Below are 20800 nucleotides of genomic sequence, written 5' to 3' on the forward strand. Positions count from 1 at the left end.
ACCGGAAAGCTCGGCGCATTCACGCCGCCGCGCGCCACGGCGCGGCGCGCTTCTGCTGGGCCGGGAGCAAGGCATCGGCGCGCGTCCATTCGAAATCGGCGAGCAGCTTCTTCAGCTTGCCAGCCATCGCCGACAAGCCGCTGTAATGACGGATTTTCGATTTGATCGGCGCGTCGGCCACGCGCGGCTGGCCGGGATCGATTTCCCATGGGTGGAAATAGAGGATCGCCGGATGCCCCTCGGCGTTCATCCGCGCGATCGCCCAGCGCGTGAAACCATAGGGCAGCATCCGCACGAAGCCCCCACCCCCTGCCGCCAGCGTCCGCCCGGCAAAGCGCGCGGTCGTCACCGGCCATTCGACCAGTTCGTTATCGGGCAGCGGTCGCCATGCGTGACGCGGGCTTTGCGGCCAGCCATAATGGTCATGGACCACCGGCGCGACGCTCGACGAATAAGCATAGCCCTGCTCGGCGAGCACCGCATGCGCCCAAGGGGTGCGCGTATCGACCGAAAAGCTGGGTGCGCGATAGCCGCGAACCGCGACGCCGCCGATATCCTCGAGGATCGCCCGCGTTTTTTTGAGGTCGGCGGCAAATTCGTCGGCGGTCATGTTGAACACACGCTTGTGGTCATAGCCATGGCTCGCCAGCTCATGCCCCGCCGCGACGATCCGCTTGATCAGCGAGGGATAGCGTTCGGCAACCCAGCCCAGCGTGAAAAACGTCCCCCTGGCCCCCGCATCGGCGAAAATTTCAAGCACCGCGTCGCAATTCGCCTCGACCCGGCACTCGAGCGTCGGCCAGTCGGCGCGGTCGATCGTGCGCTCAAAGGCGCCGACCTGGAACCAGTCCTCGACATCGACCGACAGGCCGTTCTGCATCTTTTCTCACCTTCATCCGCAGACTAGCCGAATTCGCGGTCGCTGTTAGGCCGCCCAGGTCCGCGACGTCGCCGGGTTCGGGGCATTCTCGGGATCGCGCTCGACCCATTCGATCAGCAGGTCGAGCACGCGGCGCAGCGCCGCGTCCTGTTCGACCAGCCGCGTCTCGAGCGAGGCGATCTGCGCTTCGAGCGCCGCCAGCTGTTCGGGGTCGATGGCGGGTGCCGCGGGGGCATCGCCATCCGCCGCGGCCATCCGCGCCAGCACCTCGTCGGCGCTCGGATCGGGCGGGGTCAGGATGACCGTCTCGGCAGGCTGGGCGAAGGGCGGGGCCCCGTCGGCAGCACGCTGCGGCCATTCGAGCGTCGTTTCATTGGCGGGGGTCGGGGCCGCAAAGGGCGCCGGGGTCGGCGCGACCGCAGCGGCGGCGGCGGCCACGACCTCTTCGACCGGCAGCGGCGCCAGCGTCGATGCGTCGATGCCGCGATCGGCCTCGATCTCGGCAACGACCGACCGCACATTCTGCGCGGTGATCCGCGTCATCTGTTCGACCGCGCCGTACAGCAGCAAGCGGCTGACCAGCACGTTCAATTTGCGCGGCACGCCCTCGCTATAGTCAAAGATTTCCTCGAACGCGTCGGGGCTGAAGCTGGGGTTGCCCGTCCAGCCGACCTTGCCCAGCCGGTGCAGGATATAGGGTTCGACCTCCTCGGGCTCCATCGGATCGAGGTGATGCGTCGCGATCACGCGCTGGCGCAATTGCTCCAGCGTCGGCGAATGGAACAGCGTCTGACGAAATTCGGGCTGACCCAGCAGGAAGATTTGCAGCAGCGAATGGCCGCCGAGCACAAAGTTCGACAACATCCGGAGCTCTTCGAGCGCCGAAATCGCCAAATTCTGCCCCTCGTCGACGATCAGCAGCGTGCGTTTGCCCGCACGCGCCTGTTCGCGCAGATATTGTTCCATCGAGCGCAGCAGCTCGGCCTTGCTTTCGCCTTCCCATTCGATCCCGAACTGTTCGGCGACCAGACGGAGCAGATCGTCGCCCTCGACCTGCGTCGACACCAGCTTGACCGCGGTCAGGCGGTTGGGATCGATCGTGTTCATCAGATGCCCGACCAGCGTCGTCTTGCCCGCGCCGACATCGCCGGTGATGACGATGAAGCCTTCGCCCTGCGCCAGCCCATAGCCGAGGTAGGACATCGCCTTGCGGTGGGTGCCGCTTTCAAAATAGAAATGCGGATCAGGCGTCAGCTGGAACGGACGGCCGGTGAAACCATAGAATTGATCGTACATCGCGAATTCCCGTTGCCCAATGGGTCGAGCCCATCAGAAGTTGTAACGCAGTCCCACCAAAGCTGAACCAATAAGCTGGCTGTTGAAGCCATCCTGATCGAACGCGTTCAGGCTCGCCGCCGCGGTGCCGGTCAGGCTGCGCCAGAACCGGCGCGAATAGGCGGCCGACAGCCCCGCCGACTGTACGTCGCTGACCCCCGGAGCGCCATTGTCGAAATAATTGAGATAGCCCGACAGGCTGATGTCCGAATCGGCGTCGAGTCGGCGCCCAGCCGACAGGAACAGATAATAATTCTCGTCCTTGATCCCGTTCAGGCTGGCGATCGGCGACAGCAAGGGGGCAAGCAGCTTGCGCTGGTCATAGCCGACGCCGACCCCGTAATTCCACCCGCCAAAGCGCGAGCCGATCGTCGCCTGCACCCCGCGGCTGCGATATTGCGCCGCCGTTGCATTGCCGAGCTGGTTGCTGAGGCATCCGCCGCCCGCCTGTCCGAATACGCACGGGTTGATATTGCCGCCGATCGGGTTGCGCGTCGGATCGAACTGGGTCGGCAGCGCCGCCAGTCCGCCCGACAGCCCGCGACCAAGGCTCGACAGCCCGTCATAGACGCCGACCTGGATCGTCGTCGCATGGTCGGCGCGATAGGAAAAGCTGCCGGTATAGATGGTATCGCCATAACGGCGCCCGACGCGCGCGGTCGCCGACGTACGGCGGCTTGGCTGCCACATCACACCCGCGTCCCAGATCAGGCCGTCGGTATCGAACGACAGCTGGCGCGGGGTCGATTTGTCGGTCACGAAACGTCCGTTCGCATCGCGCACCGGCACGCCGCCCGCATCGACCACCGGATTGCGCTGGCCGATTTCGATATCCTCGTAACCGACACCGCCGAGCAGCGCGACGGTCGGCCCGATCGGCATGGTCACGTCGGCGCGGGCATATTTGCCCTCGAAACGCTGGTCGAGCTGGCTGGCATCCTCGCGTTCATAACCGCCCGAAACCTGCCAGCCGAACGGCAGATCGCCGGGGCGCGCGCCGACGCTGGCCCAGGCGACATGGTTGGTCGAGCTGTCGAAAATATCCTGCGGCTGCGATCCCGGCGACAGGATCGGCGGCGTATCGACATCGACCTTGGTATAGCCAAAGCGGTAACCGGCGCCGACATCAAGCCCGCCGATCCGCCGCGCCAAGGTCGGCCCGGCATACACCGAATAGAGGTTCGCGACATTGCTGGCGTCGCCGATGAACAAGCCGCTGTCGGCGCCCGCGCCGTCGGCGCGGGTGCGGGTCGCAAGCGCGCCGCCCTCCAAGTTCAGCCCACGCGCCACTTCGATCCGGCCGCGCGCCAGCCCGCTGATCGTATTGGAATCGTCAAGCCCGCCGTTCCACCCGAAACGATGTTCATACCGCACCGTCGCCGCCAATTCGGCGCGGCTGGTCACGATCGCGGCGTCAACGCCAGCCGCCACCGTGGTATAGGTCAGGACGTCGCCGCCGTTCTTCAGGTCGGCGGTCAGCACCTGGCCGACCTCCAGATAGGGGCTGACATCGACCTGTCGCTGGCTGCGACGCGCTTCGGCGCGCTTGGCCGATCGGCCCGGCTCGGCCGACGGCGCGCTAGCCGGAGCGTCGCTGGCGCCGGATGCGGGATCACCCGAAAATTGCGCCTGCGCGCCGGTCGCGGTTCCCGCCAGCAGCAGCGCCGCCAGCACGCCCGTGCGGCGCAATGTGGTGGTGGTGCGCATCACGCGCCTCCTTGTCCGTAATAGGTGCCGAAGCGGCGGCCACCCGGCGAAAATTTCACGCCATTGAGAAGCAGTTGGATATGCGGACACGCGCCCATCAGGCCGATCGCGTCGCGCAGGGCGGATTCCAATGTTTCATCGGCGCGCACGACCATGATCGTCTGGCCGACATGCCCGGCGAGCACCGCGGCGGGCGACGCCGCCAGCACCGGCGGCGAATCGATGATCAGGATGCGGCCGGGGGCGCCCTGTTCGAGCTGCGCCAGCAACGCATCGGTGCGCGCCGAAGCAAGCAGTTCGGTGTCGTGCATATGCCCGGTGCCCGCGGGCATGACCTTCAGGCCCGGAATATCGGTCTGGATCAGGCAATCACCAAGTGGCAGATGCGCATCGGCCAGCGCGTCCATCAACCCCGGACCATCCTCCAGCCCCAGCGCTTCCAGCACGCTCGGCTTGGCGATGTCGGCGTCGATCAGCAGGACGTCATGGTCGGCCTCGACCGCCAGGCTGAGCGCCAGATTGACCGCGGAAAAGGTCTTGCCCTCGCCCGGGTTGGCCGAGGCGATCAGCACGCGGTGGCCGCGCGGCAGGATCGGGCGATTGCCGGTGCCGCCGAAGTTGCGGATCAATTCGCGCTTCACGATGCGATATTCTTCGGAAATTCCGGTCACCGGGGTGCCGGGTACGATCATCCCGCGCGACGCCAGCCGCTCGCGGTCTATCGTCCCCTGCCGCGTCGGAACGATCGCAGGGGCGGCCTTGGCGATCTCCTTGCGCGGCGATGGCTGCGGCGTCGGGGCGGTTTCGACCGTCGGGCTGGCCGGGGCGATCGCCTCGGGCGGCAAGACTTCTGCAACCGGTTCGGCCTGGACCTTTTTGGCCTTTTTGGGCGCTTCGGGGGGCAGGCTCGACACGTCGATCGTCGGCGCATTGGCCGCGGGATCGAGGCCGAACATGTCGGCCGCGCGTTCGAGGAGCGAGGGCGGGCGCTTGACTTTGCGTTGGTCGTTCATGTCATCGTCCCCCGTCACGCTACCATGCCGCGCTGGATGAATTCGGCGACCAGCAGCAGGGCGTAGAGCCCGACCAAGGCGCCGCCGCCGCTTGCCAGCCAAACCAGTTTCTTGCGCCGCTCAACGTGGCGTTCGGGGGTCACGACTTCGGTGATCGAACCGATGACGGGCAATCCGCTCGCGCGCTCCAGCTTCGCCGCGGTGGCATAGCTGGCGCGCACCTGGCCGAGGCCAAAGGCAGCGCCGATCCCGCCGCCGATCCCGGCGAGCAGGACGAGGGTCAGGAACAAGGGCCGATTGGGCGCCGCGGGGCTGGTCGGCTTCGTCGGCGGATCGAGAAGTTCGATCTTGATCGCGTCGGTTTCGGTCTGCACGTCGCCGCGCAGCCGTACCTGTTCGCGCTGTGCCAGCAGCTTGTCATATTGCGCCTTGAACGCGGTATATTCGCCGTTGATCCGGTCATATTCGGCGGCAATGCCGGGGTTCTGGATCTGCTGGCTGGTGATCCGCGCGATGTCGCCGCTCAGCTGCGCCTTGCGGGCATTGAGCGCGCTGACCGTCGCCTGCCGCTCGGCGCGCATCGCGGCGAGCGAGGCATAGGCCGGGTTCTGCGAATTGCCGCCGCCACCGCTGCCCGCGCCTTCGCGGTCGGCCATGGCTTTGAGCGAGGCGATCTGGCTTTTCAGCGCGATGACGTCGGGATGCGCATCGGTCAGCCCGCGCGCGCGCATCGACGACAGTTCGTTCTGCGCGCCTGCCAGCTGCTGCCGCGCAACCCCGCCGCCGACGCCGCCCATGCCGGGGACGTTGATCGTCGCGGGGGTCGACGCGAGCTGGCCGTTGGCGGCAGCGAGCTGTGCCTGCGCGGCAACAAGCTGCGAATCGATCTGGCCCAGCTCGGCGCGCGCCGCTTCGACGCGCTGTGCCGGCGATCCGGCCCCGCCGGGGATCAGCCCGATATTCTGCGCCTCGAACGCCGCGCGGCGCGCCTCGACTTCGCGTAGCGCCTTTTCGCGGTCGGCGATTTGCGCATCGAGGAATTTCAGCCCTTCGCGCGCGTTCATCCGCCCGCCGCGCAGCTGGTCGTCGCGAAACACGGTGATGAGGCTGTCGAGCACACCCGAAGCCAGCTTGGCATTGTCGGCATCGGACAGGCTGCCGACCCCGACGCTCGAGGTTATTTCAAAGATATTATCTTGTTGCGGTACAACCTTGATATTCTTTTGCAGCATCGCGACCGCGCCCGCCTTTTCGCGCTCGCCCGCGCCTGCGGGAAGCAGACCCGTCGTCGCCGCGACCTTTTCCAGATTGCGCGCGCTGGTCAGCGTTTCGCGGATCTGGTCGATGCGCTGGCGTCCGCCATAGGCGCCGCCCTGCGGATCATCGGGCAGGATTTCGTTGATGTCGACGAGCAGCCGGGCGCGCGAATCATAACGGTTTGGGATCGACGCGATCGCCAGCCAGCCCAGGATGCAAATGCCCCATGCCACCGCCAGCACGAGCCACCGGCGCGTCCAGACGCTGTGCAGCGCCACCCGGAATTCGTCGTAAAGGCTGGTCATCGGCTACGGTCAATCCTTGGATATGGGTCGGTCGGCGGTCGGTCTGGGTCAGAACATGCTTTCGGGGATGATGATGACATCGCCGGGCTGCAACCGCACATTGGCCTTGATGTCGCCGCGCTTGATCAGGTCATTCAGCCGCAAGGCAAATTCCTGCTGCTTGCCGCTGCCCTTGTCGAAACGGACGAGTCGCGCCTTGTTTCCAGCCGCATATTCGCCGAGGCCGCCAACTGCAATCATTGCGTCGAGCACGGTCATGTTGGCGCGAAACGGAATCGATGCCGGCTTTTCGGTCGCGCCGACGACGCGCACCTGCTGCGAAAAGGTGCTGTTGAACGTGGTGACGATGACGCTGACGATCGGGTCGGTGATATATTGGCTGAGCTGCAGCTTGATATCCTGCTGGAGCATCGTCGGGGTCTTGCCGACCGCGGGCATATCGGTGATCAGCGGCGTCGTGATCCGCCCGTCGGGCCGCACCTGAACCTTGCCGCCGAGTTCCGGATTGCGCCACACGAAGATCTGAAGCTCGTCGAGCGGGCCGATGATATATTCCTCGCCCGGGCCTTCCTGATTCTGGACAAAGGTCGCGCTCGGCAGCTGCGGCGCGCCGCCGCCCGTGCTGGCGCAGCCCGCGAGCGCCGTCGACGCGATACCGCAAACAAGCGCGGCGCGGGCGACGCGAAGCGAAGGGAACGAAGCCATAATCAATCAACCTTTCGTGCCGCGGGCAGCCGCCACGGCGCAAATCCCCGCGGCAACCGTCAATGCGTCAGCATCCACCCTTGCGCGAAAAGGGTGAACATAGAGTTAGTATTGAGATAGGTTTGACTAGCACATCGGCAGAACTGTCCCGTTAAGGAACAGGTTTTGCCGCGTCAGACGAGCATCTCGCGGGCCGGGCCTTGCCCCAGAAAGGCGGCGGGGCTCGCGCTTGCGCCATAGGCGCCCGCCTGGAAGATCGCGATCAGGTCGCCGACGTCGGCGCGCGGCAACGCGACCTGATCGCCCAGCCGGTCGAGCGGGGTGCAGAGGCACCCGACCACCGACACCGTTTCGGCAGGCGCATCGCGGAACCGCCCGGCGACCGCGATCGGATAGTTGCGCCGGATCACCGTCCCGAAATTGCCGCTCGCCGCGAGCTGGTGGTGGAGCCCGCCGTCGGTGACGAGGAACGTCTCGCCATGGCTGGTCTTGCGATCGACGACGCGGGTCAGATAGACGCCCGCCTCGGCCACCAGCCAGCGCCCAAGTTCCATTGCAAAGCGGCTTTTCGCGAGCACATCGGCGCGAGCGGCAAGCGTGTCGCCCAGCGCCGCGCCGACCGCCGCGGCATCGACCGCGGTGTCGCCGGGGAAATAAGGCACCCCCATGCCGCCCCCCAGATTGACGAGCGGCGGCGTCGCGCCAGCTTCGTCCGCCAGTCTGGCGGCCAGCGCAACCGTCTGCGCCTGCGTGTCGGCGATGGCCTCGGCATCAAGTGCCTGCGATCCCGCGAAAATATGGAAGCCCTGCCAGTCGGCGCCCGCCGCGATCAGGCGTCGAACCAGCGCCGGAACCTCGGCGGCATCGACCCCGAACGGCTTGGCGCCGCCGCCCATCTTCATCCCCGAGCCCTTGAGGTCGAAGTCGGGATTGACCCGCACCGCCAGGCTGGGTGTCAGACCGAGACGCGCGGCGATCGACAGCGCGCGCTCCGCCTCGCCCGCCGATTCCAGATTGAGCGTGGCGCCCGCCACAATCGCTGCCTCCAGCTCGCGGTCGCGCTTGCCGGGTCCGGCAAAGCTGATGTCGCCCGCGGGCATCCCGGCGTCGATCGCGGCTTTCAGCTCGCCGCCCGACGCGACGTCGAACCCGTCGACCAGCCGCGCCATGAAGGCAAGCAGCGGCGCATAGGGGTTTGCCTTCATCGCAAAATGCAGCTGCACGTCGGCGGGCATTGCGGCGCGCCATTCGGCGACCCGCGCGGTCAACATCGCGCTGTCGTAAACGAACAGCGGCGTGTCGCCTGCCATGTCGGCGAGCGTATCGGCGCGGTCGCCGCCGATCAGCAGCATCCCGTCGTCATCGGCGGCGTAACCCGGCGGAATCGGACCGTGCGGCTTCATGCCGCCACCGCCTGCGCCCAATCGGCGGCAATCGCCACGCGGTCGAGCTTGCCGTTGGGGTTACGGGGCAGCGTATCGCGCCATTCGATCGTCTGCGGCTGCATGAAATTGGGCAGATTCTGGCGCAGATGAGCGCTCAGCCCTGCTTCGTCAGCCACTCCGGATTTGCCGCGTACGATCAGGATGATCGCGGCCCCCAGCCGCGCATCCGACACCCCGAAAGCGACCGCTTCGTAGATCAGCCCCGACGCGACCGCGACATCCTCGACCTCGGTCGGGCTGACGCGGTTGCCCGCGGTCTTGATCATCGCATCGTCGCGGCCGACGAAATAGAGAAGGCCGTTGGCGTCGCGGCGCACCGTGTCGCCCGACCACACCGCCGTTCCGCCATATTCGGACGCGCGCGGCGCCGCTTTGAAGCGCTCGGCGGTCCGTTCCGCATCGCGCCAATAGCCCTTTGCGACCAGCGGCCCGCAATGCACCAGCTCGCCCGGTTCCTCGTCGGCAGTGATCGTCCCGTCAGGGCGGCACACCAATATTTCGGCATGCGGGATCGCACGGCCCATCGAGGTCGGATGGTGGGGAACGAGCTTCGGCTCGAGATAGGTCGACCGGAACGCCTCGGTCAGCCCGTACATCGGATAAATGTCGGCATTGGGAAAGGTCGCCCGCATCGCGTCGATCAGCGACGGTGTGAGCGCGCCGCCGCTGTTGGTCAGCCGTTTGAGATACGCTGCGGCCTCGCCGGGCCAGTCGCTCTCGACCAGCTGCACCCAGAGCGGCGGCACCCCCGCCAGCGTCGTCGCGCGATGCCGCGCCACCGCCTTCACGACGTCGCGCGGGGTGAGATAATCGAGCGGCGCCACCGCGGCGCCGGCATACCAGCTCAAAAGCAACTGGTTCTGCCCATAATCGAAGCTGAGCGGCAGCACCGCAAGCACGCGGTCTTCGGGCGCGAGTTCAAGATAGGAGGCAACGCTTTCGGCGCCGAGCCACAGATTGGCATGGCTCAGCATCACGCCCTTGGGCCGCCCGGTCGATCCGCTGGTATAGAGGATCGCCGCCAGATCGTCGGGATCAGCTGACGATGGCACCAGCCCGTCCCCGCTCGAATCGATTACTTCCTCGGCGATCTTCAGATCCTGCACGATGCAACCCGCGGGCAAACCGTCGCCGAGCATCTCTGCCCGCGCGCTGTTCGTGAGCAGCAGTTTCGCCCCGCTGTCAGCCAGGATATGCGCGACCTGCGGACCCTTGAGCAGCGGATTGACCGGCACATGGATCACCCCCGCGCGCGCCGCCGCCAGCGGCATCAGGCAGGCCAGCCGCGTCTTCGCGCTCCAGCTCGCCACCCGTTCACCCGGCGCGCCCGCCTGCGCCAGCAACCATGCCGCCAGCCGCCCGACCCCTGCGTCAAGTTCAGCAAAGGTCAGCCCAGCGTCTCCGATCAACAACGCAGCCGCATCGGGCGCGCCGCAGCGGGCGAGATGGTCGATCGGCCTGGAAGTTGGGTTTTCGGCTTTGGTCATCGGCTGTTAGGAGTGCAGTGATAGAGGGCGACACCATGCAAGGGAACGGTGAACATCACGCTAATGATGAACGGCTGCCCGCTACGGCGCGCGCCGAGGGCGTTGCCTCGCCCTTCGACCGTGCGGCGTGGTTCGACCTGCTCGCGGCACATGGCTTTGCAGGAAAGGGTCGGATTGACGCGCAGGGCCGCGCGGGCAACGTCACCGCATGGCTGCCGCTGCGGATCGAAAAGCCCGGCAAGTTCGCGGGCCTCACCAACTGGTACAGCTTTGCGATCAGACCGCTATTTACCGGCGATGGCGACCGGAGCGCCGCATTGCGGGCGCTGTTCCGCAATGCCCGCCAGCAAGCCGCGCATCTGACGCTCTACCCGGTCAGCGCCCCCGACGACCTCGCCGCCGCGTTGCGCGCTGCCGGCTGGTGGATGAAAGCAACGCCAGCGGGCGATCGCCACTGGCTCGATCTCGGCGACATGGACCATGACGCCTGGTGGGCGAGCCGCCCCGGCGCGCTCCGGAGCACCGTCCAGCGTAAGGCGAAAAAGGGCGTCGTCGATATTCAGCTGCTCACTCAATTCGACCCGGACAGCTGGGCTGCCTATGAGGCAATCTACGCCGCGAGCTGGAAACCCGAGGAAGGGCACCCGGCCCTGCTGCGCGCCTTTGCCGAGGCAGAGGGCGGGCGCGGCACGCTTCGCATGGGGCTGGCCCGCATCGACGGGACGCCGGTCGCGGCGCAGTTTTGGACCGTCGAGGACGGCACCGCCTTCATCCACAAGCTGGCGCATGTCGAGGATAGTCTGAGAGCCTCACCCGGGACGCTGTTGTCGGCGGCGCTGTTCCGTCACGTCATCACGATAGACGGCGTAAAGCGCGTCGATTTCGGGACCGGCAACGACAGCTACAAACGCGACTGGATGAACCGCCACGACCCGCTGTGGCGGATCGAGGCTTTCAATCCCGTGCGCATCGCGGCATGGGGACCGGCATTGAAGGCTTTTGCCCGCTCGCTGCTCAGGAAAGACAAATGACCCAAGCCGCCACCGTCGATACCACCCTCCGCGCCCTGCTCGCCGACGTCCTCGGCCTGGGCGAAGCGCGCGCCGCGGCACTGACCGACGACAGCGGCCTGTTCGGCGCGCTGCCCGAATTCGATTCGATGGCGGTGGCGACGGTACTGACCGAGATGGAAGACCGGCTCGGCATTCTCATCGACGATGATGAAATCGACGGCGAAATTTTTGAAACCTATGGCAATTTGCTGGCGTTCTCGCTGCGCAAGGTGACCGATTGAAGGTCGCGCCGTCCTCCCTACCTCGTCATCCCGGCGAAGGCCGGGATCTCGCCGTCGCGGAAAACGCCACGGAGAGATCCCGGCCTTCGCCGGGATGACGACAGGGAGCATGCGAATGCCTCTCCCCACCCCCGAACATATCCTCCGCATCGCACCCGATGACGCCCCGCGCGCCACCGTGCTGTTCGTCCCACCTTTGTTCGAGGAAGCGAACCGCACCCGGCGCACACTGGTGCTGGCGATGCGCGCGCTGGCGCGCCATGGGCTCGCCGCCGTTCTCCCCGACCTGCCCGGCCAGAATGAAAGCCTTGTGCCGCTGGACCAGACCGATCTTCATCGCTGGCAAGAAGCGCTGGCCGAGGTTTCCGCGACGCTTGATGGCCCGGTGATCATCGCGTCGCTGCGCGGCGGCGCGCTGATCGATCACCTCGCGAGCGCCGCCGCGTGGTGGCGGCTTGCCCCTATCGGCGGCGCGTCGCTGCTCCGCACGTTGATGCGTGCCCGCGTCGCCGCCGACCGCGAAGCCGGGCTGACCTCGTCGCTCGACAGCCTGCAAGCCGAAGCTGCCACCGCGCCGCTGCTCCTCGCGGGAAATTTGCTGTCGCCCGCCATGATGGGACAGCTTGGCAGCGCCGCGGTCGAGCCCGTGGCGCCGCTCCGCACCGTCACCCTCGGCAGCGGTGCCAACGCGATCGCCGGAACCCCGCTGTGGCTGCGCGCCGAACCCGGCGAGGATGGCGCGATGGCCGAGGCGATCGCCGCCGACATCGCCGCCTGGAGCCAGACATGCGGCATCAGCTGAGCTTCGCCTGCGAAGGCGCGACCCTCGCCGCCAGCTTCGACGACGCGCCCGGTACTACCGGCCTGCTGATTGTGTCGGGCGGCAACGAAATCCGCAGCGGCGCGCATCGCGGCATGGCGATGCTGGCACAGCGCATCGCCGACGCCGGTCACCCCGTCTTCCGCTTTGACCGCCGCGGGATCGGCGACAGCGACGGCGCGAACGGCGGCTTTGAAAGCAGCGCCCCCGACGTCGCCGCCGCGATCGCCGCCTTTCGCGCGGCCGCGCCGCACCTCACCCGCATCGTCGCCTTTGGCAATTGTGACGCCGCCAGCGCGCTGCTGCTCCACCAGCCGCTTGGCTTGGACGAACTGATCCTCGCCAATCCGTGGACCTATCAAGGCGGCGCCGACGATGAGGCCGACGAACCCGCGCTGCCCCCCGCATCGGCGATCCGCGCGCGTTACCTTGCGCGGCTGACCGATCCCAAAAGCCTGCTGCGGCTGCTGAAGGGCGACATCGACTTCAAGAAACTGGCACGCGGCCTGTCGGCGCTCGGCCGCCGCGCCGCGTCCGCCGCGTCCGACAGCCTGCCCGCGCGCCTCGACGCCGCGCTCGCCAACCTCGCCTGTCCGGCCACGATTTTGCTCGCCACCGGCGACCGCACGGCGCAGGCGTTCGTCGAGAATTGCCATCCGGGCGCGGTACCGGTCGAACGATTGGACAGCGTGTCGCACAGCTTTGCGGGGGATGATGGGGATTGGTTGGCTGAGCAGATACTGAAGATTCTCCGCCCTACCCTTTAGGGGAGGGCAGCGAGACTTGGCAGCTTGCTGCCTAGTCGCAGCGGGTGGGGGTCAGCGGCCTTGCGCAAGGTCGCTGGCCCCCACCCCAACCCCTCCCCTGAAGGGGAGGGGCTTTTGAAATTACGCCTCGACCAACGCCTTATATTCCGCCTCGGCCAGAAACCGCTCAGCATCCAGCGCTGCCATGCAGCCCATGCCCGCGGCGGTGACCGCCTGACGATAGACCTTGTCGGTCACGTCACCCGCGGCAAAAACCCCCGGGATCGACGTCAGCGACGTTCCCGGCGTCACTTCCAGATACCCGTCGCTATCCAGCGGCAGCTTGCCCTTGAACAGCTCGGTCGACGGGCTGTGGCCGATCGCGACGAAGCCGCCGTCGGTCGGCTCGTAGCTCGCCTCGCCCGTCACCGTGTCGATCAGGTCGACGCCGACGAGCCCCGAAACGCCCTCTCCCGCGACGAAGCGGTCGACGCGCTTGTTCCACAGCACCTTGATCTTGGGATTGGCGTGCAGCCGGTCCTGCAAAATCTTTTCGGCGCGGAGGTGATCGCGGCGATGGATCAGCGTCACATCGTCGCTATGGTTCGTCAGGTACAGCGCCTCCTCGACCGCGGTATTGCCGCCGCCGATCACCACGACCTTTTTGCCGCGATAGAAAAATCCGTCGCAGGTCGCGCACGCCGAAACGCCCTTGCCGCCCAGTTCCTGCTCGCCCGGCACGCCCAGCCATTTCGCCTGCGCGCCGGTCGCGATCACCAATGTCTCGGCCATATAGACGTCGCCGCCATCGCCGGTCAGCTTGAACGGGCGCTGCGACAAATCGACGTCGACGATCGTGTCCCAGATCATCGACGTGCCGACATGCGTCGCCTGCGCGGTCATCTGCTCCATCAGCCACGGCCCCTGCACCACCTCGGCAAAACCCGGGTAGTTTTCAACGTCGGTGGTGATCGTCAGCTGGCCGCCGGGTTGCAGCCCCTGCACCACGATCGGCATCATCCCGGCGCGCGCGGCATAGATGGCGGCGGACAGGCCCGCGGGGCCGGAACCGAGGATGAGCATCTTGGTGTGATGGGTGGTGGGCATGACGATCTTTCTCTGGCTGTGCGGGCAGGCACAGATGGGTGTTGCCAACCGCGCTAGCAAGGGTCACCTTCCGCGCCAAGGGGAGTCCGTTAAATGGCAAGCTGGTGGGAACGTCATGAGGTGCCGCGGCTGATCAAATGCGCCTGTTCGCAGGGGCAGATCATGAAGGTGCGGAGCAAGGTTGTGCCGAACGCCAGCGGCGATGTGCTCGAGCTGGGCTGCGGCGGCGGGATCAACATGGAATTTTACGATCCCGCCCGGATCACCAGCTTTACCGGCCTCGACCCCTCGCCCGAGCTGCTCGCGATGAGCCGCGCCGCGGCGCAGGCGCGCGGAATGGACGCGGACATCCGGGGCGGGGTTGGCGAAGCGATGCCGTTTGAGAGTGGCCGGTTCGACACCGTCGTCACCACCTTCACCCTCTGCTCGGTCGCCGATCAGGCGGCGGTGCTCGCCGAAATCCGCCGCGTTCTGAAGCCCGGCGGCACCGCGCTGTTTCTCGAACATGGCGCCGCACCCGATGCCGGGGTCGCGAAATGGCAGCGGCGGATTGAACCGGTATGGAAACGCATCGGCGGCAATTGCCACCTGACCCGCCCGATCAGCGAGGCTTATGAAAAGGCAGGCTTTGCGGTCGACCGGCAGGCTGCCGCCTATATCCCCAAAACCCCCCGGCCGTTCGGTTGGTACGAATATGGCGCGGCGCACGCCGCCTGAGAGAGAGGATTGCGAGATGTTGCGATTCTGGCCTGTCATCCTCACCGCATTTTTCCTGCTCGCGCCAACCGCGGCGGAAGCGCGCAAGGTCGCGCTGGTCATCGGCAACAGCGACTATGCCAACACCAGCCGCCTTGCCAACCCGGTCAACGACATCAGGATCATCGCCGCATCGGCGCGGCAGGCCGGGTTCGACGACGTGACGATCGCCGCCGACCTTGCGGTCAATGATTTCCAGAAAGCGATGCGCGACTTTCGCGCCAAGGCCGACGGCGCCGAGGTCGCGATGGTCTATTTCGCCGGCCACGGGATCGAGGCGCAGGGCAAGAACTGGCTGATCCCGACCGATGCGCAGCTGCAATCGGACCTCGACCTGCCTTATGAGGCGATCAACCTCGACCGTTTGATGGAATCGGTGTCGGGCGCGCAGATTCGCATGGTCATCCTCGATTCGTGCCGCAACAATCCCTTCGGGCGGTCGTGGCGATCGGGGACGCGCGCGGTGGTGAACGGGCTGGCGGGGGTCGAGGCCGACGATGTGCTCGTCATCTTTGCTGCCGCGCCGGGACAGACCGCCGCCGACGGCACCACCGGCAATTCACCCTTTGCGACCTCGCTCGCCAAGCGCCTGCCGCAACCCGACGTGCCGGTGCAGCTACTCGGCGGGCTGATCCGCGACGATGTGCTGGCGGCGACGGGCGGCAGCCAGCGGCCGTTCGTCAGCGCCAGCATCACCGGCACGCCCGTCTATCTCGTACCGCGCCCGTCCGGCGCATCGGGTGAACGCCGCGGGCTGGAGGAATTGCTGTGGAAAGGTGCGATGGCCGAAAATAATGTCGAGGCATTCAAGGCATATCTCGCGGAATTTCCATCGGGAAAATATGCGGGTCAGGCGAACGACAATATCAATCGTCTGCTGAAAACGCCCGACGCGATTGCCGCACCGGTAACGATGGTGGCGATGAAGCAGCCCGCGGCATCGGCCCGCCCGGCAACGCGCAAATTCACGCTGACCAACATCCGCGTCGAATGCATCAAGCTGACCGGGCGATTGGGGCTTGGCCTGCCCGATCAGCTGTTCCTGCGCTTCAACACCGGCCAGCGTTTTCCCGAGGGCAAGGGCGACATTTATTCGATCAAGAAGGGCGAAAGCTGGGTCGTCGATCAGGTTTTCGAATTCGACCAGCCGGTGAGTTTCCAGCTGCGCGAATTCGACGACATCGGCGGCAGCGACAATATCGGGACGATCGACATTGGCGAAACAGCGGGGACATTCACCAAAACGCTGGACGGCGATGCGAGCGACTATCGGGTCACGTACACGTTGGTGGTCAGCTAGCGACCGGAAGGGGACGTAAGGGAAAAGCAGCCCCTCCCCTTTAGGGGGGGGGCAACGAAGACTTGGCAGCTTGCTGCCTAGTCGTAGTGGGGTGGGGGCCAGCGGCCTTGCGCAAGGCCGCTGGCCCCCACCCGCTGCGACTAACGAACAAGTTCGTAAGTCTCGCTGCCCTCCCCTGAAGGGGAGGGCGTGTCTTTGCCGCGACGTCCGCTCCCCACCCCTAAACAACCGTCGGCCTATTCCTTCTCCCCCACCTCGACCAGCCCATGCCCGACGCTCACCCGTTCGTCGAAGACGAAGCAGCTGCCGTGCCAGCGGCTTTCTTCCGCCGGAACCTGTTCCAGATAGGCGAGGATGCCGCCCTTCAGATGCACGACCTCCTCGACGCCCTCGCTGCGCAGGAAGGCAGTCGATTTTTCGCAGCGGATGCCGCCGGTACAGAACATCGCGACGCGTTTGCCGGCAAATTCGTCGGCGTTGGCGCGCCACCAGTCGGGAAATTCGCCGAAGCTTTTGGTCGCGGGATCGACGGCGCCGTCGAAACTGCCATAGCCCACCTCGAACCCGTTGCGCGTATCGATCAGCACCGTGCCGGGATCGTCGACCAGCGCGTTCCAGTCGGCGGGGTCGACATAGGGCGCTGCATCGCGCGCGGGGTCGAGGCCCGAAACCTTGAGCGTGACGATTTCCTTCTTCAGCCGTACCTTCATCCGCTGGAACGGCATGGCTGCGGCGGTCGAATATTTGACATCGAGCTCGGCGCAACCGGGCAGCGCGCGAATATGGTCGATCACTGCGGCGATGCTCTCGGCGCTGCCTGCGATCGTGCCGTTGATTCCTTCGCGCGCCAGCAGCACCGTCCCCTTCACGCCATACTCGGCACACAGGTCGATCAGCGGCTGACGCAGCGCGGCGGGATCGTCGAACGGCGCGAAGCGGTAAAGGGCGGCAACGGTGAAGGTCATGATCAACGCCCCTTAGCCGTTCGTGTCGAGCGAATTAGCCCCTTCTACCCGAACGGATCTCCCCGCCCGGTCGCATAATGCGCCATTGCCATCGTGGTCCATTGCGCATTCACCCGGATGCAGCTCGGAAACACGCTCGCATCGGTGACCAGTACATTGGTCGTCCCGTGCACCCGGCAGCCGAGGTCGACGATGCCATGCGCGGGGTCTTCGTTGATCGCATTGCCGCCATGCGGGTGGCTGCTCGACAGCGTCACGTCGTCCTGTTCGCGAATCGCAGCGGCGAAAAAGGCATCAACGTCCATGTCGGGCGTCACCACCTGCCCCCGCGCCAGCGCCGGATAGCATTCGATCGCCCCGGCGGCGAAATGCACCTTGGTCAGCGTCGCCATCGCGTCGCGCAGCACCGGCAGATCGTCGGTCGGATCGAGGCTGAACTGCAATTTGTCGCCCGTCACCCGCCCGCGCCGGTCGGCGGGAAACAGGATGCCCGCCGAATGCACGCGGCCGAAATTCTTCATCCGGCTCGCATGGTCGGCGAACCAGCCGGGCATCAGCGACGCCATCGACATCGGCGGCTGAAAATGGCTTTCGAGCAGATAGTCGCCGACATCGACATAGCTCGACATCTGGTCCTCGTCCCACGCATTGCCGCCGACTCCCTCGGGCATCAACGCAACGACCGGCGAGGCGACGTTGAGCGACACCTGATAACCGGTGCCGTCGATGTCGCTGCGGTCGAGCAGCTTCGACGAGGCGATCGTGCCGCCCGCGACCACGACGCCGACGCGGGCGCGCACCATTTTCCGCACATCGCCGGGCAGGATCAGCACCACCGCCTCGGCCTCGCGCCGCCCGTCATAGGCGGTCTGCCAGACGATCCGCTCGGCCTTCGTATCGGGCAGGATGCGCGCGCCAAAATCGCGGCACGCCGCGGGTAGATAGGTCTGCGCCACGCCCATCCGCCGCCCATAGGGACAGCCCGAATTGCAATAGCCGCAATAGGCGCAGGCGTTGGGTGTGTTCGGCGGCCCGAAATTCTTGGCGAACCAGTCGGTGACCGCGCGCGCGTCGCGCGGATTGCCCGACTGCGCAGCATAGGTCTTCCACCCCTCGATCAGATGGGGGCCGTTGTGGCGCCCGCTGCGCGGTTCGATGCGGGCGATGCCCAGCTTTGCCTGCACCGCGTCGTAACTCGCGTGGAACGCTGCGGCGTCGATCGGCGCGCCGATGGCGGCCCATTTCGCCAGCACATCCAACGCATCGGGATGCGTCCGTCCCGCTTCGTTGACGCGCAGGCAGATGCCGTTGTTGATCGTCGACGATCCGCCGACGCAGCGCCCCTGGAACACGACAAAATCGCGGTTGGTCGAGGTCTGGAGCGCGCCATGCTTGTAGAGGCTGGCGATCATGTCGAGTTCGTGGTGGTTGATCTTGGGCGACGGGAAAAAAGGTCCCGCCTCGACGATCAGCACCTTATAACCCTGCGCCGCGATATTATGCGCCGCGACCGCCCCGCCCGCGCCCGACCCGATAACGACTACATCATATTCGTCGCCCAGCGTTGTAGCATCAAGAATATGCGCTTCGTCGATCTCGCGGCCGACGACCGGTTTGATCTCTACCTCGCCATCGCCGCGGACACGGTGTTTCGGCAGCTTGAACCCGATCTGGCGGTGCACCGGATTGGCGGCATTGGCGTCCTGATCGCCGGGCTCCAGCCCCGGCTGCCAATGGCCGTAATAGCAGGCGTAAACGATGCCGCGCAGCCGCGCCATGTCCTGAAACAAGTCGATCTGGCTGTTCTGAAGCCGGTTCTTCAGCTTGGCGGCGCGCCCCGCAACATCATCCTCGGTAAAGAACGGCCCGCCCAGCACGACCTCGGTCGCGGTCAGCGACAGGCGGATTTCATCGAGCTTGGTCCCGCCGACCTTGGCGAACAGGTCGCAGATATTGTCGACCACCTGATCGGCGGTAATCACCATCTCGGCGCCATGAAAAAGCGCCTCGGTCAGCGCCTTCAGAAATTTGAGCTGCCCGAAATTAAACGGTGCCGTCATCGCCCTGCCCCCAGTTTGCCCTGCGCCCAAGATGGCGCGTTATAGCGAATGAGGGCAAGGCGTATTGTATGGAAACGGCGGCGCGGAACGGAGCGAGCGCCCCTAAGCCGATCGTCGCCCCCGCGCAGGCGGGGGCCGCAATCGGTCTGATCCTGCGCTGCTGCGTAACACCGACAGCGGCCCCCGCCTGCGCGGGGGCGACGGCGGTTCAACCTGGTCCCTGCGCCAACCATGCCAGCCAGAAAAAGCCCAGATCGGTGTAACGCCCACCCGCCGGATCGTCCGCCGCGACGCGAAACGCTGCCTCTGCCTCGCTGCGCTGTCCGGCGTTCAGCCGCATCATGCCCGACCGGACCGCTGCCCCCGCCGCGCTTGGCGGCTCCGGCCGCACGACACCGGGCCGCGCAATCGCCCGCTCGACCTCGGCGATGATTTCGCGCGTCGGCGACGTGGCGGCGTCGAGCAGCCCGCGCTGCGTCCCCTCCGCCAGCACAGCCTTCGCTTCGCGCGGCTGGCCCGCTTCGTTGAGCAGCTGTGCCATCCGTTGATATTCCGCCGCCTGCGTCAGCACGCCCACTTGGCGGGTCAGCCGAAACAGGTCGATTTCCAGCGCCCCCTCTGTGGCGACCAGTTGCCGATACACCACCAGCGCGATGCGCCAGTTTTCGCGGGTCGGATAAGCAGCGACCAACGCGCGCGCCGCATCGACGCCGGGCGCAACCAGCTGCCCCTGCTGCGCAATGCTCAGCCGTTGCCGATACCAGCCCTCCGCCACCGGCTGTCCCAGCGCCGTCCGCGCCGCGATCGCGCGCGTGAGCAGGTCCATCGCGCCCACCGCATCCTGTTGCGCCAGCCGAACCTGCGCCACATTGGCCAGCGCGTCAGGATCGGCGGGGGTCAATTCGGCCAGCCGCCCCCACAAAGCGCCCGCGGTATCGAAATCACCGGCGCGATAGGCGATCTGCCCGCGGGCCGCCAAATGCCCGACCAGCCGTTCGGGCCGCGTCAAGGGGCTGGCAATCAGCACGTCGAGCGCCCCGGCGCGCATGGCATCGTCGCCGCGCCGATTTCCGATCTCCAGCTCATACAGGGCCAATGCGAAGCGTGCGTCGCGACTGTTCGCCACCCGCCGGGCATCGGCGAGCGCGCGATCCTGCCGCGCCGACTGCGTAGCGCGCGCCAGATTGCCCAGCGCCGACAGTGCGCGCATTTCCTGCGCCGACACGGCGAGCTTGCTGCCGCCGATTTCCATGACGGTGCTGACATTGCCTTGCGCGTGGGCGGCGGGCGATGCCGCGAAACTGGCGCTGACGAACAGCGCAATCGCGGCGGCGAGGCGAGCGCGCGAACGCAACCGCATTTGTCGACCACCCGCGTTCGACTGAAGCTCGCGAAAGGCTCGGTTCGCCACGATAGCTGTTCACCCAAAGGATCAATTGACCTTGAAGGACTACGCTCGTCGCGCAATGCTTACAATGGCTTGTCCTCTTTGGGGTGGGGGGCGGACCTTCTGCTCCCCGGCGAAAGCCGGGGCCCAGCCGACTTCGGTCGTTCCTGCACATCTTCTCTTCTGTCATCCCGGCGAAGGCCGGGATCTCGCCGGTGCGTAGATCCGATA

At 66.3% G+C, this 20800-nt stretch carries 18 protein-coding genes; 6 read left to right on the forward strand and 12 right to left on the reverse strand.

Annotated elements, in window-relative coordinates:
- Nucleotides 1–19: 19 nt before the first annotated feature.
- The 8 genes from G9408_RS07650 to G9408_RS07685 all read right to left on the reverse strand — a co-directional run bounded on the left by G9408_RS07650 (nucleotide 20) and on the right by G9408_RS07685 (nucleotide 10134).
- Nucleotides 20–880 carry an XrtA system polysaccharide deacetylase gene (locus G9408_RS07650; protein ID WP_168453351.1) on the reverse strand — a complete coding sequence of 287 codons (861 nt, stop codon included), beginning with the start codon at nucleotides 878–880 and terminating at the stop codon, nucleotides 20–22.
- Nucleotides 881–925: 45 nt separating this feature from the next.
- Nucleotides 926–2176 carry an XrtA/PEP-CTERM system-associated ATPase gene (locus tag G9408_RS07655; protein ID WP_168453352.1) on the reverse strand — a complete coding sequence of 417 codons (1251 nt, stop codon included), beginning with the start codon at nucleotides 2174–2176 and terminating at the stop codon, nucleotides 926–928.
- A gap of 33 nt (nucleotides 2177–2209) precedes the next feature.
- Nucleotides 2210–3922, reverse strand: coding sequence for a hypothetical protein (locus tag G9408_RS07660; RefSeq protein WP_168453353.1), 1713 nt, complete (start codon nucleotides 3920–3922; stop codon nucleotides 2210–2212).
- Nucleotides 3922–4935 carry a P-loop NTPase gene (locus G9408_RS07665; RefSeq protein ID WP_168453354.1) on the reverse strand — a complete coding sequence of 338 codons (1014 nt, stop codon included), beginning with the start codon at nucleotides 4933–4935 and terminating at the stop codon, nucleotides 3922–3924. Before G9408_RS07665 ends, G9408_RS07660 begins: the two co-directional genes overlap by 1 nt.
- 14 nt (nucleotides 4936–4949) lie before the next feature.
- Nucleotides 4950–6497, reverse strand: coding sequence for an XrtA system polysaccharide chain length determinant (locus G9408_RS07670; protein WP_168453355.1), 1548 nt, complete (start codon nucleotides 6495–6497; stop codon nucleotides 4950–4952).
- A gap of 48 nt (nucleotides 6498–6545) precedes the next feature.
- Entirely contained in the window at nucleotides 6546–7202 is a 657-nt protein-coding gene (locus G9408_RS07675; protein WP_168453356.1) for an XrtA/PEP-CTERM system exopolysaccharide export protein, read from the reverse strand.
- A 173-nt stretch (nucleotides 7203–7375) separates the two neighbouring features.
- On the reverse strand, nucleotides 7376–8605 hold the full coding sequence (locus G9408_RS07680) for a pyridoxal-dependent decarboxylase, exosortase A system-associated (RefSeq protein WP_168453357.1): 1230 nt from the start codon (nucleotides 8603–8605) through the stop codon (nucleotides 7376–7378).
- Complete coding sequence (locus G9408_RS07685) at nucleotides 8602–10134, reverse strand: acyl-CoA ligase (AMP-forming), exosortase A system-associated (protein WP_168453358.1); 1533 nt, start codon at nucleotides 10132–10134, stop codon at nucleotides 8602–8604. Before G9408_RS07685 ends, G9408_RS07680 begins: the two co-directional genes overlap by 4 nt.
- A 35-nt stretch (nucleotides 10135–10169) precedes the next feature.
- Here G9408_RS07685 and G9408_RS07690 point away from each other — a divergent pair, with 35 nt between their 5' ends.
- The 4 genes from G9408_RS07690 (at nucleotide 10170) to G9408_RS07705 (ending at nucleotide 13015) form a co-directional block, all read left to right on the forward strand.
- A complete protein-coding gene (locus G9408_RS07690) occupies nucleotides 10170–11165 on the forward strand; it encodes a GNAT family N-acetyltransferase (RefSeq protein WP_168453359.1) in 996 nt (331 codons plus the stop codon).
- A complete protein-coding gene (locus tag G9408_RS07695) occupies nucleotides 11162–11428 on the forward strand; it encodes an acyl carrier protein (protein WP_168453360.1) in 267 nt (88 codons plus the stop codon). Before G9408_RS07690 ends, G9408_RS07695 begins: the two co-directional genes overlap by 4 nt.
- A 115-nt stretch (nucleotides 11429–11543) precedes the next feature.
- Nucleotides 11544–12230 carry an alpha/beta hydrolase family protein gene (locus G9408_RS07700; RefSeq protein ID WP_168453361.1) on the forward strand — a complete coding sequence of 229 codons (687 nt, stop codon included), beginning with the start codon at nucleotides 11544–11546 and terminating at the stop codon, nucleotides 12228–12230.
- Nucleotides 12215–13015: a hydrolase 1, exosortase A system-associated gene (locus tag G9408_RS07705; RefSeq protein ID WP_168453362.1), complete on the forward strand. Its 801-nt coding sequence runs from the start codon at nucleotides 12215–12217 to the stop codon at nucleotides 13013–13015. Before G9408_RS07700 ends, G9408_RS07705 begins: the two co-directional genes overlap by 16 nt.
- Before the next feature lie 120 nt (nucleotides 13016–13135).
- Here G9408_RS07705 and trxB read toward each other — a convergent pair whose 3' ends face one another.
- Nucleotides 13136–14101 carry a thioredoxin-disulfide reductase gene (trxB, locus tag G9408_RS07710; protein ID WP_168453363.1) on the reverse strand — a complete coding sequence of 322 codons (966 nt, stop codon included), beginning with the start codon at nucleotides 14099–14101 and terminating at the stop codon, nucleotides 13136–13138.
- Nucleotides 14102–14194: 93 nt separating this feature from the next.
- Here trxB and G9408_RS07715 point away from each other — a divergent pair, with 93 nt between their 5' ends.
- Nucleotides 14195–14818, forward strand: a complete 624-nt coding sequence (locus G9408_RS07715; protein WP_168453364.1) for a class I SAM-dependent methyltransferase — start codon at nucleotides 14195–14197, stop codon at nucleotides 14816–14818.
- A 16-nt stretch (nucleotides 14819–14834) separates the two neighbouring features.
- Nucleotides 14835–16157, forward strand: coding sequence for a caspase family protein (locus tag G9408_RS07720; RefSeq protein WP_168453365.1), 1323 nt, complete (start codon nucleotides 14835–14837; stop codon nucleotides 16155–16157).
- A 236-nt stretch (nucleotides 16158–16393) separates the two neighbouring features.
- On the opposite strand, the gene trhO is transcribed toward G9408_RS07720, so the two are convergent.
- The 3 genes from trhO to G9408_RS07735 all read right to left on the reverse strand — a co-directional run bounded on the left by trhO (nucleotide 16394) and on the right by G9408_RS07735 (nucleotide 20542).
- On the reverse strand, nucleotides 16394–17122 hold the full coding sequence (trhO, locus tag G9408_RS07725) for an oxygen-dependent tRNA uridine(34) hydroxylase TrhO (protein ID WP_168453366.1): 729 nt from the start codon (nucleotides 17120–17122) through the stop codon (nucleotides 16394–16396).
- A 44-nt stretch (nucleotides 17123–17166) separates the two neighbouring features.
- Complete coding sequence (locus G9408_RS07730; protein ID WP_168453367.1) at nucleotides 17167–19182, reverse strand: GMC family oxidoreductase N-terminal domain-containing protein; 2016 nt, start codon at nucleotides 19180–19182, stop codon at nucleotides 17167–17169.
- 208 nt (nucleotides 19183–19390) lie between these two features.
- A complete protein-coding gene (locus G9408_RS07735) occupies nucleotides 19391–20542 on the reverse strand; it encodes a hypothetical protein (RefSeq protein ID WP_168453368.1) in 1152 nt (383 codons plus the stop codon).
- Between the last annotated feature and the right edge of the window lie 258 nt (nucleotides 20543–20800).

Source organism: Sphingopyxis microcysteis, assembly GCF_012274265.1.
Lineage (GTDB): Bacteria > Pseudomonadota > Alphaproteobacteria > Sphingomonadales > Sphingomonadaceae > Sphingopyxis > Sphingopyxis microcysteis.